The sequence below is a fragment of the Nonomuraea sp. NPDC003560 genome (assembly GCF_042878785.1).
Taxonomy (GTDB): domain Bacteria; phylum Actinomycetota; class Actinomycetes; order Streptosporangiales; family Streptosporangiaceae; genus Nonomuraea.
The window spans coordinates 219,959-233,032 of sequence record NZ_JBIAOF010000014.1 but is presented as its reverse complement, the minus strand read 5'-3'; the positions used below and the strand labels follow the sequence as shown (position 1 = coordinate 233,032).

Annotated in this window: 16 protein-coding genes and 1 pseudogene; 8 read left to right on the top strand and 9 right to left on the bottom strand. The window is 72.0% G+C overall.

Annotated features, from left to right (window positions below; translation table 11 throughout):
* The first annotated feature begins 53 nt into the window (after positions 1 to 53).
* Entirely contained in the window at positions 54 to 740 is a 687-nt protein-coding gene (locus ACFYUV_RS42655) for a hypothetical protein (protein ID WP_358289664.1), read from the top strand.
* Here ACFYUV_RS42655 and ACFYUV_RS42650 read toward each other — a convergent pair.
* Entirely contained in the window at positions 737 to 1,564 is an 828-nt protein-coding gene (locus tag ACFYUV_RS42650) for an undecaprenyl-diphosphate phosphatase (RefSeq protein WP_387679706.1), read from the bottom strand. The two genes, ACFYUV_RS42655 and ACFYUV_RS42650, sit on opposite strands and share 4 nt — an antisense overlap.
* Positions 1,565 to 1,716: 152 nt before the next feature.
* A complete protein-coding gene (locus ACFYUV_RS42645) occupies positions 1,717 to 2,529 on the bottom strand; it encodes an NAD(P)H-binding protein (protein ID WP_387679703.1) in 813 nt (270 codons plus the stop codon).
* Positions 2,530 to 2,604: 75 nt separating this feature from the next.
* Between ACFYUV_RS42645 and ACFYUV_RS42640 the strand changes: the two genes are divergently transcribed.
* From ACFYUV_RS42640 to ACFYUV_RS42630, 3 genes are all read left to right on the top strand, one after another.
* Positions 2,605 to 3,525: an AraC family transcriptional regulator gene (locus ACFYUV_RS42640; protein ID WP_387679700.1), complete on the top strand. Its 921-nt coding sequence runs from the start codon at positions 2,605 to 2,607 to the stop codon at positions 3,523 to 3,525.
* Positions 3,522 to 4,031, top strand: a complete 510-nt coding sequence (locus tag ACFYUV_RS42635) for an HAD domain-containing protein (RefSeq protein WP_358289653.1) — start codon at positions 3,522 to 3,524, stop codon at positions 4,029 to 4,031. The genes ACFYUV_RS42640 and ACFYUV_RS42635 overlap by 4 nt, the downstream gene beginning before the upstream one ends.
* Before the next feature lie 62 nt (positions 4,032 to 4,093).
* Positions 4,094 to 4,282 (top strand): PspC domain-containing protein, encoded by a 189-nt coding sequence (locus ACFYUV_RS42630; protein ID WP_352325923.1) that lies wholly within the window; start codon positions 4,094 to 4,096, stop codon positions 4,280 to 4,282.
* A gap of 21 nt (positions 4,283 to 4,303) precedes the next feature.
* Here the strand turns inward: ACFYUV_RS42630 and ACFYUV_RS42625 are convergent.
* Positions 4,304 to 5,656 (bottom strand): annotated as a pseudogene (locus tag ACFYUV_RS42625) (FAD-dependent monooxygenase); the annotation flags it as partial.
* Positions 5,657 to 5,723: 67 nt separating this feature from the next.
* On the opposite strand from ACFYUV_RS42625, the gene ACFYUV_RS42620 reads away from it, so the two are divergent.
* Both ACFYUV_RS42620 and lipB read left to right on the top strand, forming a co-directional pair.
* Entirely contained in the window at positions 5,724 to 6,272 is a 549-nt protein-coding gene (locus ACFYUV_RS42620) for a TetR family transcriptional regulator (protein WP_387679697.1), read from the top strand.
* Positions 6,269 to 6,904 (top strand): lipoyl(octanoyl) transferase LipB, encoded by a 636-nt coding sequence (gene lipB / locus ACFYUV_RS42615; RefSeq protein WP_387679694.1) that lies wholly within the window; start codon positions 6,269 to 6,271, stop codon positions 6,902 to 6,904. Before ACFYUV_RS42620 ends, lipB begins: the two co-directional genes overlap by 4 nt.
* A gap of 4 nt (positions 6,905 to 6,908) precedes the next feature.
* On the opposite strand, the gene ACFYUV_RS42610 is transcribed toward lipB, so the two are convergent.
* The 4 genes from ACFYUV_RS42610 to ACFYUV_RS42595 all read right to left on the bottom strand — a co-directional run bounded on the left by ACFYUV_RS42610 (position 6,909) and on the right by ACFYUV_RS42595 (position 10,952).
* Entirely contained in the window at positions 6,909 to 7,463 is a 555-nt protein-coding gene (locus ACFYUV_RS42610) for a TetR/AcrR family transcriptional regulator (protein ID WP_387679693.1), read from the bottom strand.
* The gene (locus ACFYUV_RS42605) at positions 7,456 to 8,292 is read right to left on the bottom strand and encodes an alpha/beta fold hydrolase (RefSeq protein WP_387679691.1); all 837 of its coding nucleotides are present in this window, start codon (positions 8,290 to 8,292) and stop codon (positions 7,456 to 7,458) included. The genes ACFYUV_RS42610 and ACFYUV_RS42605 overlap by 8 nt, the downstream gene beginning before the upstream one ends.
* A 118-nt stretch (positions 8,293 to 8,410) precedes the next feature.
* Positions 8,411 to 9,940, bottom strand: coding sequence for an amino acid permease (locus tag ACFYUV_RS42600; RefSeq protein ID WP_387679688.1), 1,530 nt, complete (start codon positions 9,938 to 9,940; stop codon positions 8,411 to 8,413).
* Positions 9,941 to 10,037: 97 nt separating this feature from the next.
* Positions 10,038 to 10,952, bottom strand: a complete 915-nt coding sequence (locus ACFYUV_RS42595) for a zinc-binding dehydrogenase (protein ID WP_387679685.1) — start codon at positions 10,950 to 10,952, stop codon at positions 10,038 to 10,040.
* Positions 10,953 to 11,044: 92 nt separating this feature from the next.
* On the opposite strand from ACFYUV_RS42595, the gene ACFYUV_RS42590 reads away from it, so the two are divergent.
* A complete protein-coding gene (locus tag ACFYUV_RS42590) occupies positions 11,045 to 11,599 on the top strand; it encodes a TetR/AcrR family transcriptional regulator (RefSeq protein ID WP_387679880.1) in 555 nt (184 codons plus the stop codon).
* Between the two features lie 129 nt (positions 11,600 to 11,728).
* On the opposite strand, the gene ACFYUV_RS42585 is transcribed toward ACFYUV_RS42590, so the two are convergent.
* Complete coding sequence (locus tag ACFYUV_RS42585; RefSeq protein ID WP_387679683.1) at positions 11,729 to 12,274, bottom strand: type 1 glutamine amidotransferase domain-containing protein; 546 nt, start codon at positions 12,272 to 12,274, stop codon at positions 11,729 to 11,731.
* Between the two features lie 110 nt (positions 12,275 to 12,384).
* On the opposite strand from ACFYUV_RS42585, the gene ACFYUV_RS42580 reads away from it, so the two are divergent.
* Complete coding sequence (locus ACFYUV_RS42580) at positions 12,385 to 12,645, top strand: heavy-metal-associated domain-containing protein (RefSeq protein WP_352355695.1); 261 nt, start codon at positions 12,385 to 12,387, stop codon at positions 12,643 to 12,645.
* A gap of 4 nt (positions 12,646 to 12,649) precedes the next feature.
* Here the strand turns inward: ACFYUV_RS42580 and ACFYUV_RS42575 are convergent, their stop codons facing one another.
* Entirely contained in the window at positions 12,650 to 13,000 is a 351-nt protein-coding gene (locus tag ACFYUV_RS42575; RefSeq protein ID WP_387679680.1) for a DUF2809 domain-containing protein, read from the bottom strand.
* Between the last annotated feature and the right edge of the window lie 74 nt (positions 13,001 to 13,074).

The window sequence follows — 13,074 nt, the reverse complement described above, 5'->3', positions numbered from 1 at the left end:
GTCGCCCCGCAGGCGGACGACGGGTGGCGGCGGCGGCACGTACCGTCGCCGCCATGTTCAGGAACCAGGTGACCTTCCGCCGCGTCGCGGCGGGCACGTTGCTCATCGCGGCCCCGCTCCTGCAGTTCGTGGCCGTCGTCATCGACCCCGGCACGTGGGGCGACTCCCGCGAGGCGGTCAGCTACGGCGACAACCCCGCGCTGGCCCAGGCCGAGTCGGCGCTCTACCACTGGAGCTGGATGCTCATGGGCCTGGCGGCCATCGCCCTGGTGCACCTCACCAGGCGCAAGGCCACCGTGCTCGGCCACATCGCCGGGGCGGCGACGGCCATCGGCTACATCTCGACGTCGGCCCTGCTGATGATCGACCCCGTCGAGTGGTGGCTGGGCCGGCACAACCCGCCGGAGCAGGCGCAGAAGATCCTCGACGAGATGCTGAACCTGCCCGGCGTGATCTTCGGCTTCCAGATGCCGTGGATGTTCTTCGCCGTGCTGGGCCTGCCGCTGCTGGTCGTCGCGGTGTGGCGGGCCGGGTTCGTCGGCTGGTGGGTGCCGCTGCTGGTCTTCGTCGGATACGTCGTCTCCTTCCCCATCGAGTACGGCCCCGTGACCGTGCTGTTCTGGGCCCTGCCCGTCGCCGGCCTCGGCTGGACCGGCCTGAAGGTGCTGCGCATGGGCGACGAGGCGTGGGCGGCCTACTACCCCTCGCCCGCCCTCGACCGGACGGCCGTCTCGGCCTAGGCGGCCGGGATCAAGCCCGCGGTGACCGCCAGGATGACGAGGAAGCCGAGCAGGATGCGGTAGATCACGAACGCGGTGAACCGGTGGGTGCTGATGTACTTCAGGAACCAGGCCACCGCCGCGTAGCCGACGGCGAACGAGATCAGCGTCGCCAGGATGGTGGGCCCCCACGCGGGGGCCTGCCCCTCGCCGATGTCCTTCAGCTCGAACGCCCCCGAGGCCAGCACGGCGGGGATGGCCAGCAGGAACGAGTACTTGGCGGCGTCCTCGCGGCGGTAGTCGAGCAGCAGGCCGGCCGTGATCGTGCCGCCCGAGCGGGAGACGCCCGGGATGAGGGCCAGCGCCTGCGCGAAGCCGTAGACGATGGCATGGGTGAAGCTGAGGTGCTTCTCCAGCGTCAGCTTGTTGCGCGCGGTGCGGTCGGCGAACCACAGGATGCAGCCGAAGACGATCAGCGTCGTGCCGACCACGCGCAGGTCGCGGAAGACGGTCTCGATCTGGTCCTTGAACGCCAGGCCCAGCACGCCGATCGGGAGCGTGCCGACGATGACGTACCAGCCCATGCGGGCCGCCCAGTGGCCGCGCAGCTCCCGGTCGAACAGCGAGCGGACCCAGGTGGAGACGATCTCCCACAGCTCCTTGCGGAAGTAGATGAGCACCGCGGCCTCGGTGCCGAGCTGGATGACCGCCGTGAAGGCCGCCCCCGGGTCCTGCCAGCCGAAGAAGGCCGAGACCACACGGATGTGGGCGCTGGAGGAGATCGGCAGGAACTCCGTGAGCCCCTGGATGAGCCCCAGCACCACCGCTTCGAGCCAGCCGATCACGACTACACCTTCCGGTTACGGGAGTGACCAGGGTGAGGTTAGCGGAAACGGGGGCCGCGCAGTTGCCCGCCCAGCAGGTTGAGCAGGCCGGGGGAGACCAGCAGGTCGAGCGGGCCGGGGGAGACCAGCTGGTCGAGCGGGCCGGCCCGTTCTCAGCGTCCGGCCCACGCCGCGGCGTTCGCCCTGGCGTAGTCGGCGAAGTCGCGGGCCGGACGGCCCAGCGCCTCCCGGACGCCGTCCGCCACGTGGGCGTTGCGGCCGTCGAGCACCTCGGTGAACAGCCCGGTCAGGCCCTCGGCCTCCTCCTTCGGCACGCCCGCCGCCACGGCCCCGGCCACGTACTCCTCCGGCGTGACCTCGATGGAGGTGATCGTGCGGCCCGTGGCCTTCGACAGCTCGGCCGCCGCGTCGGCGAACGTCAGCAGCCGCGGGCCGGTGAGCTCGTACAGGCGGCCCGCGTGCCCGTCCTGAGTGAGGGCGGCCACGGCCACGTCGGCGATGTCGTCGGCGTCCACGAACGGCTCGGGCACGTCGGCCACCGGGATCGCCAGCACGCCGTCGAGGACCTGGTCGAGGAGGAAGCCCTCGCTGAAGTTCTGCATGAACCAGCCGCAGCGCACGATCGTCCAGTCGAGGCCGGACTCCCGCACGGTCCGCTCGCTCGCCTCGGCGCCCGGCTCGCCCCGGCCCGACAGCAGCACCAGCCGCCGCACCCCGGCGTCCGCGGCGAGCCGGGTGAGCTCCAGGACGTCCTCGTACGCGCCGGGCAACGCCAGGTCGGGGTAGTAGGCCACGTACACGGACTCGACGCCGTCGAGCGCGGCGGCCCAGGTGGAGCGGTCCGCCCAGTCGAAGGACGGCGTGGCCGAGCGGGAGCCGATCCGCACGGGAAGGCCGAGAGAGGTGAGCCGGTCAGCGACACGGCGGCCGGTCTTGCCGGTTCCGCCCAGAACCAAAATCGTCATGCATCTAGTAAGCCGTCATACCCATAAGACTCTCCATGGTTGAGAAGCGCGTTGCCATATGCGATCGTCTAGCCCATGGATCAGCTCGCGGCATTGCTCGACGGACCGAGAGCGCGGAGCGCCTTCCTGCTCCGGTCCATCCTCGACCCGCCGTGGTCGATGCGCATCCAGGACGAGGCCCCGCTCACGCTGGTGGCCCTGGTGTCCGGTGAGGCGTGGGTGCTGCCGGACGAGGGCGAGCCGGCCCGCCTCGAACCCGGGCAGGTGGCCATCCTGCGGGGGCCGGAGCCGTACGTGGTGGCCGACGCCCCCGGCACCGCGCCGCAGATCGTCATCCACCCCGGCCAGCGCTGCACCACCCTCGACGGCGAGTCGCTGTACCAGTCGATGGACCTCGGCGTGCGCACCTGGGGCAACGACCCGGCGGGCGGCACCGTGCTGATCACCGGCACGTACACGCTGGAGGGCGAGGTCAGCAGGCGCCTGCTCGACGCGCTGCCCCAGCTCCTCGTGCAGCCCGGCGGGCCGGTCATCGCGCTGCTCGGCGCCGAGATCGTCAAGGACGACCCGGGCCAGTCCGCGGTGCTCGACCGGCTGCTCGACCTGCTGCTGATCGCCGTGCTGCGGTCATGGTTCGCCACGCACGAGGCGCCCGCCTGGTACCGCGCGATGGGCGACCCGATCGTGGGCAGGGCGATGCGGATGTTGCACAACAACCCCGCCCACCCCTGGACGGTCGCCGCCCTCGCCACCGAGGTGGGGGTCTCCAGGGCGGCGCTGGCCAGGCGGTTCACCGACCTGGTGGGGGAGCCGCCGATGTCCTTCCTCACCGACTGGCGGCTCGCGCTCGCCGCCGACCTGCTGCGCGAGCCCGACGCCACGATCGGCTCGGTGGCCAGGAAGGTCGGCTACGGCAGCCCGTTCGCGCTCAGCGCGGCCTTCAAGCGCGTACGCGGCGTCAGCCCCCAGGAGCACCGGGCCGGAGCGTCGAGGTGAAGCCCCTGCTGCTGCTCGACGTCGACGGCGTGCTCAACCCGATGGGCCGCCCGACGCCCGACTTCCGGCGCTACCGCTGCACGATCGGCACCGAGGTCTACACCGTGCACCTCAACCCCCGCCACGGCCGCCGGCTGCTCGACCTGGCCCTGACCACGGGCGCCGAGCTGGTCTGGGCCACCACCTGGGAGCAGCACGCCAACGAGTGGATCTCTCCCAGGATCGGCCTGCCCACGCTCCCGGTCGTCACCATGGGCCCCGAGCGGACCCGTACCGAGCACGGCGAGATGTTCAAGACGCCGCACGTCGCCGCGTACGCCGGGCGGCGGCCGTTCGTGTGGTTCGACGACCAGGTGTGGGCGCAGGACGAGCAGTACCTCAGGGTCGATCAGGGTCTGGAGAATTTCCTGTTGATCCACGTCGATCCCAGACATGGACTGACCAGGGAACATCTGGGCATGGCTCATGAGTGGCTGACCCTTACAGGGTTTTCTCAGGGTCCCTAGCGGGATATCGGCGGCACTGCTGTCCGTTTTACCGGTAGGTCATCACGACACGGAGGAACAGCATGTACCGCTCAAGGGAGCACAGGATTCTGGCCGGCGTCTGCGGCGGGCTCGCCGACAAGATGGGCCTGCCCCCGACCCTCGTCCGCATCCTCTGGCTGCTGCTGTCGCTCATCCCCGGGCCGCTCTGGGTGGTCTACGTCGCCATGTGGATCCTCGTCCCGGAGGAGCCGAGGGGCTACTCCCACTGACGCGTCCGCCGGCTCGCCGAACCACCGCGTGAGCGCCGCCTCGGCGGGCTCCGCGCAGGGTTCGGCCCAGGCCACGTAACCGTCGGGCCGCACCAGCAGCCCGCGGTCGCCGGGCACCACGTCCACCCGATCGGCCCAGCGCGCCCCCGCGGCGAGCAGGGCCGGGTCGGAGGTCACGAGCAGCCCGCGCCCGTCGTCCAGCCGCAGGCCCTCGGGCATGAACGCGCCGACGAGCGGGTTCGGGCCCGTCGCGTACCGCACCGACACCGCGCTCACGTCCTCGGCCAGCATCCTGTTGGCCTCGGGGACGGTCATGAGCTGGGCGAACAGGTCGCGCAGCCGGGTCGTCCCGGCGTCCGGCGCGGCCAGCTCGACCTGTTGCAGGGTGTTGGCCAGCACGGCGGCGGCCACCGGATGCCGTTCGGCGTGGTAGCTGTCGAGCAGCCCGGCCGGGGCCGTCCCGCGCACCGCCAGGGCCAGTTTCCAGCCCAGGTTGACGGCGTCCTGGAGGCCGGTGTTCATCCCCTGGCCGCCGAACGGCATGTGCACGTGGGCCGCGTCGCCGGCCAGGAACACCCGGCCGGCCCGGTAGCGCTCGGCCTGCCTGGCCGCGTCGGAGAAGCGGGACAGCCAGGTCGCCCCGGTGATCTCGGGGGCGGCGTCCCCGAGGTGCCGGCGCACGCTGGCCGAGAACTCCTCGATCGTCACGGGCGCGTCCCTGTCCGGGTGCACCCGGCCGTGGTCGACGGTCAGGATCCTGGTCGTGCCGTCGGGCCGGACGAACGGCCACTGGAACAGGCCGTGGCCGGTGCGGACCCAGCCGGTCGGCGTGCCGCCGGTCACGGTGACGTCGCCGACGTAGGCGGCCAGGGTGGCGGGGGTGCCGGGGAAGGCGATCCCGGCCAGCTTGCGCACCGTGCTCCGGCCGCCGTCGCAGCCGACGAGCCAGCCCGCCCGGTACGCAGTGCCGTCGCCGGTCTCGACCGTCACGCCCGACCCGTCCTGCGCCAGGCCGGTCACCGCCCGGCCCCGGACGATCTCCGCGCCCAGTTCCAGCGCCCGCGCCTCCAGGATCTCCTCCACCCGCGACTGCGGGACCAGCAGCCCGTACGGGTGCGGGGTCCGCGTGGCCGTCAGGTCGAGCACCCGCATGCCGGCGAAGTGCTGCAGGTCCAGGCGGGGCGCGTCGCCGAGCCGGTCGAGCAGCCCGCGCATGGCGAAGGTGTCGACCGAGCGGGGGTGCAGGTTGAGCGCCCTGGACAGGCCGGTGGGGGCGGCGAGCCGTTCGAGCACGAGCGTGCGCACGCCGCGCAGGCGCAGCTCGCAGGCCAGCATCAGCCCGACCGGCCCGGCCCCGGCGATGACGACGTCCATCCACGTCTCCTTATCAGCGATAAATGCTTATCAGTGATAAAGCCTTATCTTTGATAAGTTGTCAAGCGTGGAACGGCGGACGGCGGTACGCGCGGCCCTGCGGCTGCTCAACGAGGTGGGCATCGACGGGCTGACCACCCGCAGGCTGGCCGACGAGCTGGGAGTGAAGCAGCCGGCTCTCTACTGGCACTTCAAGAACAAGCAGGAGCTGCTCGACGAGATGGCCGAGGAGATGCTCGCCGACACGCTGGGGCGTCTCGACGTGCCCGAACCGGGTCAGGAATGGGACAACTGGCTCATGTCCCGCGGCCGGGCGATCCGCGGCACGCTGCTGTCGTACCGGGACGGCGCGCTCGTGCACGCCGGGTCCCGGCCCACGCCGCGCCGGCTGGCCGAGCTCCCGGCGCTCATCAGGCCGCTGACCGAGGCGGGTTTCACCGGCGAGCAGGCGGTCAGGGCGCTGATCGCGGTCGGCAGGTTCGCCCTCGGCTCGGCGATCGACGAGCGCGGCCCGGCCGTGCCGCTCGACGCGCGGCCGGTGGAGGACCCCGACGGCGACTTCGAGTTCGGGCTGCGTGCGCTGGTGTCCGGGATGCGTCTTATCCTCGAAGGATGAGGGCAAGGCCGCTGACACTTCTGCAGGACGATCTGGTCGACTACGACACGGCGATGGCGCGCATGACCGACCTCGTCGGGCAGCGCCAGCGCGACGAACGGCCGGACACGCTCTGGCTGCTCAGCCACCCGCCCGTCTACACCGTCGGCCGGCGCACCCCCGCCGAGCACCTGCCCGACCCCGCGCGCGGCATCCCCGTGCTGGAGACCGGGCGCGGCGGGCAGCTCACCTACCATGGCCCCGGCCAGCTCGTGGGCTATCTCATCGTCAAGCTCGGCGAGGACGAGGGAATCGTCGACTACGTGCGGGAGGTGGAGCTGCGCCTGGTCGAGGCGCTGGGCAAGCTCGGCCTGCCCGCCGAGCGGCGTGACACCCCGCCGGGCTCGGAGCTGCTGACCGGCGTCTGGACGTCCGCGACCGGCCGCAAGATCATCTCGATCGGCATGCGCCAGAGCAGGGGCGTCACCAGCCACGGGTTCGCGCTCAACGTCGACGGCGACCTCACGCCCTGGAACTGGGCGGTGGCCTGCGGCATGCCCGACGTGGACATGACCTCGCTCAAGCGCGAGCTGGGCGACATCACCATGCAGGACGTGCGGCCCGCCGTGGCCGCCGCCTTCGAGGCGTCCTGACCGCTCAGCGGGGAGTGGTCAGCCCGGCCACGACCATGTGCTTGAGCAGGTCGTAGCTGTCGTCGAGCCGCTCGGGCAGGCCGAACCCGCCCGACGCCTCCAGCACCGCGAACCCGTGCGCCGTCGCGCGCAGGCAGCGGGCCGCGTGGATCGCGTCGGAGCCTTCCAGCCCGTAGCCGCGCAGCGCCGCGAGCATGATGCCCACCAGGCGCTCGCCCGCCGCCCGCATGCCGGGGTGCGGCTGCTGGATGACCATCGCGTACCGGTGCGGGTGGCGGGTGACGTAGGCGCGCCAGGCGTCCATCAGCGCGCCGACGGCCTCGTCGCGGGAACGGCCCAGCACCGCCTGGGCCAGTTCGGCGGAGATCTCGTCGGCGACCCGCACCGACAGCAGCTCGCGCAGCTCGGCCAGGTTGCGCACGTGCTTGTACAGCGACGGCGTCGCGACCCCGGCGCGGGCCGCCAGCGCCGAGAGCGTCAGGGACTCGGGCCCGTTCTCGTCCACCAGGCACACCGCCAGGTCGACGACCGTGTCCCGGGACAAGGCCGCCCTAGGCATGCACGCGCCCCTTGACGAACGCCAGCACCTCGGCGGCCACCTGGGCCGGGAACTGGGCGTGCGGGTAGTGGCCCGCGCCCTCGATCATGGCGATCCGGCCGCGCCCGGCGGGCATGGCGGCCACGATGCCCTCCGCCTCGGCGCGCGGGTCGGCCCAGTCGGGGTCGAGCGTGCCCATCACGACCAGGACGTCGCGGGTCAGGTCGGGAAGCCGCGCGCCGGCGTCGGTGGGGGGCACCTGGCCCATCTTGGAGACCACGGCCATCCGGCCGGGCCGGCGCAGGTCGGCTTCGAGCGCCGCGATGTGCTCCGCGTGGTCGGCGGGCCTGACGCCCGGCATGGCGTGGTCAAGGTACTTCTTCCACAGGCCGATGCTGCGCAGGAGCGCCGCGCCGAGCAGCAGCATGGCCCCCTTGCGATGGCGGGCGTTGCGCAGCAGGCCGCCGCCGTCGATCTTCTGCGCCCGGGTGAACGGGCCGATCTCCACCACGGCGCTGACCAGCTCGGGCGCCTGCGCGGCGGCGATCGTGACGGCCCCGCCCGCGAACGAGTGGCCCACCAGGACCGCCGGGCCGCCCAGGTGGCGGACCAGCGCGAGCAGGTCGCCCGCGACGTCGGTGCGGGTGTAGGAGGGCCAGTCGAGGCTGGACTCGCCGTGACCGCGCAGGTCGGGGGTCGCCACCCGGAAGCCCGCCGCCACCAGCTCGGGCACCAGGAACCTGAACGACTGCCGCCCGACGCCCATGCCGTGCGCCAGCACCATCAGCGGCCCTTCGCCGGTCACCTCGTAGGCGAGCTGTCCACCCTCGACCGTCAGGAACTCCGTCATGTCCAACCCCTCTCGGCTAACTCTTATAGCCCTAAAGCTAAAGCCTTTAGCCAAGCGGTGTCAAGCAGCAAAAAGGGGCGGGCACGGCCGGATCGGCCGTGCCCGCCCACAGGGGTGCTCAGGAGATCGGCACCTCGTCGATCGTGCGGCGCGGGCCGGTGAACCAGTGCTTGGCCGACAGGCTCCACCACAACCAGATGCCGATCAGCACGACGCCGACCGCGATCGGCGCGTAGTTGACCGACGTCCAGGTGAAGTCCTTGTTGCCCGGGACGCCGGCCGGGGAGAACGGCATGACGAAGTAGATCGACACGATGACGATCTCGACGCAGGCGATCCAGCCCAGCACCCGGTACTTGCGGCCGAGCGTCCACGGGCCGGGACGGAAGGCGTCGCCCATGCGCAGGCGCAGCCAGATCGGGATGAGGAACGCCAGGTAGAGGCCGATGACCGCGATCGACACGACGGCGTAGAAGGCGACCGGCGTCGTCGAGCCGGCCGGGGCGTACAGGGCGGGCAGGGTGATCAGGGCCGCGATCAGGCAGCCGGCCAGGATCGCGTTGACCGGGGTGCGGTTGCGGTCCACCTTCGACCACAGCCGCCAGCCGGGCACCGCGCCGTCGCGCGAGAACGCGTACGTCATGCGCGACATCGAGGTCACGCAGCTCATCCCGCAGAAGAACTGGCCGATCGTGGAGATCGCGAAGATCGCGGTGGCCAGCGGGGAGGAGAGCGCGGTCTCGAAGATGGCGCCGACGAAGCCGGACTGCTTGTTGATCTCGTCCACGTTGGTCGCGGCGAACAGGAACGCCAGCAGCAGGATCCAGCCGCCGATCGCCGAGTAGAAGATCGACTGCCACAGGCCGCGGGCGGCCGTCCTGGCCGCGCCCTGCGTCTCCTCCGACACGTGGGCGCAGGCGTCGAACCCGGTGATCGTGTACTGGGTGAGCAGGAAGCCGAGCGGCAGCACGTACAGCCAGAAGGGCACGCCGCCGTCGCCGTCGCCGAAGCCGGAGTTGTTGATCGTGCCGCCGAACACGAAGCCGAGCGACTGGTGCTCGGACGGCGCGAACACCAGGATCGCCACGATCACGACCGCGCCCGCGACGTGCCACCACACGCTGATGTTCTGCAGCAGCGAGATGAGCCGGTGGCTGAAGATGTTGATGAGCGCGTGCAGGATGAGGATGATCACGAACAGCAGGAACGCCTGGGGGAGCGTCCCCTCCCACGCGCCGCCGGTCAGGCGGCTGATCGTGATGTTGAGGAACGTGGCGCAGCCGTAGTCGACCGACGCGGTGACCGCGATGAGGCCGATCAGGTTGAGCCAGCCGGTGAACCAGCCGTGGATCGGCTTGCCCATGGTGGCGGCCCACCAGTAGATGCCGCCCGCCGTCGGGAACGCCGAGACCAGCTCCGACATGCAGAAACCGATGATCAGGATGAACGCGGAGATCAGCGGCCAGCCCCACGAGATGGCGATGGGGCCGCCGTTGTTCCAGGCCTGCCCGAAGGTCGTGAAGCAGCCGGCGAGGATCGAGATGATGGAGAAGGAGATCGCGAAGTTGGAGAAGCCGCTCCAGGTCCGGGCCAGCTCCTGCTTGTAGCCGAGCTCGGCGAGTCGCCTGGAATCCTCTTCGAGTGACATGAGGTCTCCCTGGGGGGCGCGGAGGACGCTCTGTTTGGTCTAGGTCTAGACCATTTCTTCCCCAGGGACAAGGCGTGACAGACGAGTTTCGTCGTGGTCAGGAGAGAGCGTGTCCCGCCGGGCCGACGTCGAGCACGACCTTGCCCGTGACCGTGCGGTCGAGCTGGGCCGCGGCGGCCTCGTCCAGGCGGTCCCAGGGCACGCGGCGGCCGATCTCGACGGCCAAATCGCCCGCGGCCACGAGGCCGAGCAGGAAGGCCAGGTCGGGGCCAGGGGGGCTGACGTCGCCGAAGGAGTTCATCGAACGGGCGGGGCCGAGGGAGAAGGTGGAGCCGGGCGGGAAGACGGCCGGCTGCCCGCCGGCCCAGCCGACGCTCTGGAGGCTGCCGCCCGGCTTGAGCAGGCCCCAGGCGGCCACCAGGGTCGGGCCGCCGACCAGCTCGATCACGACGTCCACGGGGGCCACGCCGTCCAGGGCGGTCACGACGTCCACGTCCGGGCCGAGGAGCGCGGCGCGGGCGGGGGAGCTCACCGAGGCGACGACGTGGGCCCCGGCCAGCCTGGCGAGCTGCACGGCCAGGGTCCCGACCGAGCCGGACGCCCCCGTCACGAGCACGCGCGATCCGAGGGAGACGCCGGCGGCGCGTAGTGAGCGCAGGGCGGACAGGCCGGACATCGGCAGGGCGGCGGCCACCGCCAGGTCCACCCCGTCGGGCACCACGGCGAGCGAGCCGGTGTCGAACGCCGCCCGCTCCGCCCATGCCCCCGCCCCGAACGCCGCCACCCGCGCGCCCTCGGCCGGGCCCGTGCCGTCGGCGGCGGGCCGCAGCACCACCCCGGCGGCGTCGTAGCCGAGCACGACGCCCTCCGGCAGGCGGTCCATGTGCCGCAGCTCGCTGAAGTTGACCGACGTCCGCCGCACCTCGACGAGTGCCTGCCCGGCCCCCGGAACGGGCTCGGGGACGTCGGCGAGCCGCCCCACGGCCCCGGGGCCGACCACCAGTGCGCGCATACGAGATCCTCCCGCCATCATGCGGACCGGCGGTCCGCTTCGTTGCCGGGATACTATGGGGACCGATAGTCCGCTTGCAAGGAGGGGCCTTGGTGCGATCAGACGCCACCCGCAACCGGGAGGCGATCCTGCGGGCCGCCGAAGAGCTCCTGGACGCCCACGGCGCCGAGCACATCTCGCTCGACCGGGTGGCCGCGGCGGCCGGGGTGGGCAAGGGCACGGTCTTCCGCCGCTTCGGCAGCAGGACCGGCCTGTTCCAGGAGCTGCTGGCCGAGCGCGCCGCCGCCCTGGCCGAGGCCATCGAGACGCCCGGCTCGCCGCTCGGGCCGGGGGCGCCGCCGCGGGAGCGGCTGCTCGCGTTCCTGGACGAGCTGGCCGGGCTGGCCGAGCGCAACCTGGCGCTGTTCGCCGCGCACGAACGGGCCTGCGCGGCCGACAAATACCGCGACCCCACCTACCTGCGGTGGCACGCCCACGTGACGGGGCTGGTCGCGGCGGCGGCGCCCGGGCTCGACGCCGAGTTCGCCGCCCACACCTTGCTGGCCTCCTTCGACGCCGACCTCGCCCGGCACGTGATGGCCGAGGGCGGCGCCGACCGGCTCAGGGCCTCGGTGCGCGGCGTCGCCGAGGCCCTCCTGCGCGCCTGATCCCACCAAGGGGCCGAGGCGGCCTCGGGCCAGGCTCGGGCCAGGCTCGGGCCGGGCTCGGGCCAGGCTCGGGCCGGGCTCGGGCCGGGCCGGCGCGGCCGCAGGCCCGGCTCGGACCGTTGTGCCGGGCTAGGCCGAGAAGGCGTCCGTGGCGGCCTGGCAGAAGGCCTTGAGGTCGTCCGGTTTGCGGCTGGTGACCAGGGTGTTCGGGCCGTCCGTGCAGACCACGGCCTCCTGGTCCTTCCAGGTCGCGCCGGCGTTGCGCAGGTCGGTCTGCAGGCTCGGCCAGGACGTGAGCGTACGCCCCCGCACGACGTCCGCCTCGACCAGCGTCCAGGGGGCGTGGCAGATGGCGGCCACCGGCTTGCCGGCGTCGAAGAAGGCGCGCGCGAACCGGACGGCCTGCGGCACCGTGCGCAGGAAGTCGGGGTTGGCGACGCCCCCGGGGAGCAGCAGGGCGTCGAAGTCGCCGGGGTCGGCGTCGTCCACCGTGGCGTCCACGGTGAAGGTGTCGGCCTTGTCCAGATGGTTGAACGCCTGGATCTTCCCGGAGGACGTGGAGACCAGCCGGGGCGTGCCGCCCGCCTGCTTGACCGCCTTCCACGGCTCGGTGAGCTCCACCTGCTCGACCCCTTCGGGAGCGACGAGGAACGCGATGGTCTTGCCGTTCAACATGACTGTCCCTTCGTTTTCGCCTCCCCTATCCGGACACCGGGGAAGTATGCACTCCTTACCCTGGGGGGGTATAGAGTGGGCCGCGAAGCCTAGAGAAGAGGAGTTCGGGCATGGTGATCACCGCGTACCAGGTCGAGGGCATGACCTGTGGCCACTGCGTCAGCTCGGTGCGGGCCGAGGTCGGCAAGGTCGACGGGGTCCAGGCCGTCGAGGTCGACCTCGCGGCCAAGGAGATGGTCGTGACCAGCAGCGCGCCGATCGACCAGGCCGTCATCGAGTCGGCCGTCGTCGAGGCCGGCTACGAGCTGGGCGGCGGTCGCGACCTGCTGCCGCAGGCCGGGTCGTGCTGCGGCTCGGGCGGCTGCCACTGACCCCTCAGGGGGATCGGCGCCGGGCCCACAGGGTGTGCGCGGCGCACGCGGCGGCCGCGCCGACGGCGTACCAGAGCAGGTCGGGCGGGTTGAAGGTGCTGCCCAGCAGCGGCCGCAGGACTGCCGGGATCTCACCGAGCTGGGCGAACTCGATCGCCCAGCTCAGCCCGCCCGACACCGTCGCGGCCACCCACGGCCGCACCCGCGGCAGCGCCAGCACGACGAGCGCGTAGATCAGCACGGTGTAGAGCGCGTCACCGGCGTATTTGGGCACGGGCCCGTCCCACAACACCCGGACGCCGAGCCCGGCCACGACGGTCGCGACGGCGGCGAGGAGAACGGGCAGGCGGGGCACCCGATCACGGTAGTGCCAAGCCTACTGAAAATTTACACCGCAAAAGGAAACGAGAATGAAACAATTTTCCGCGA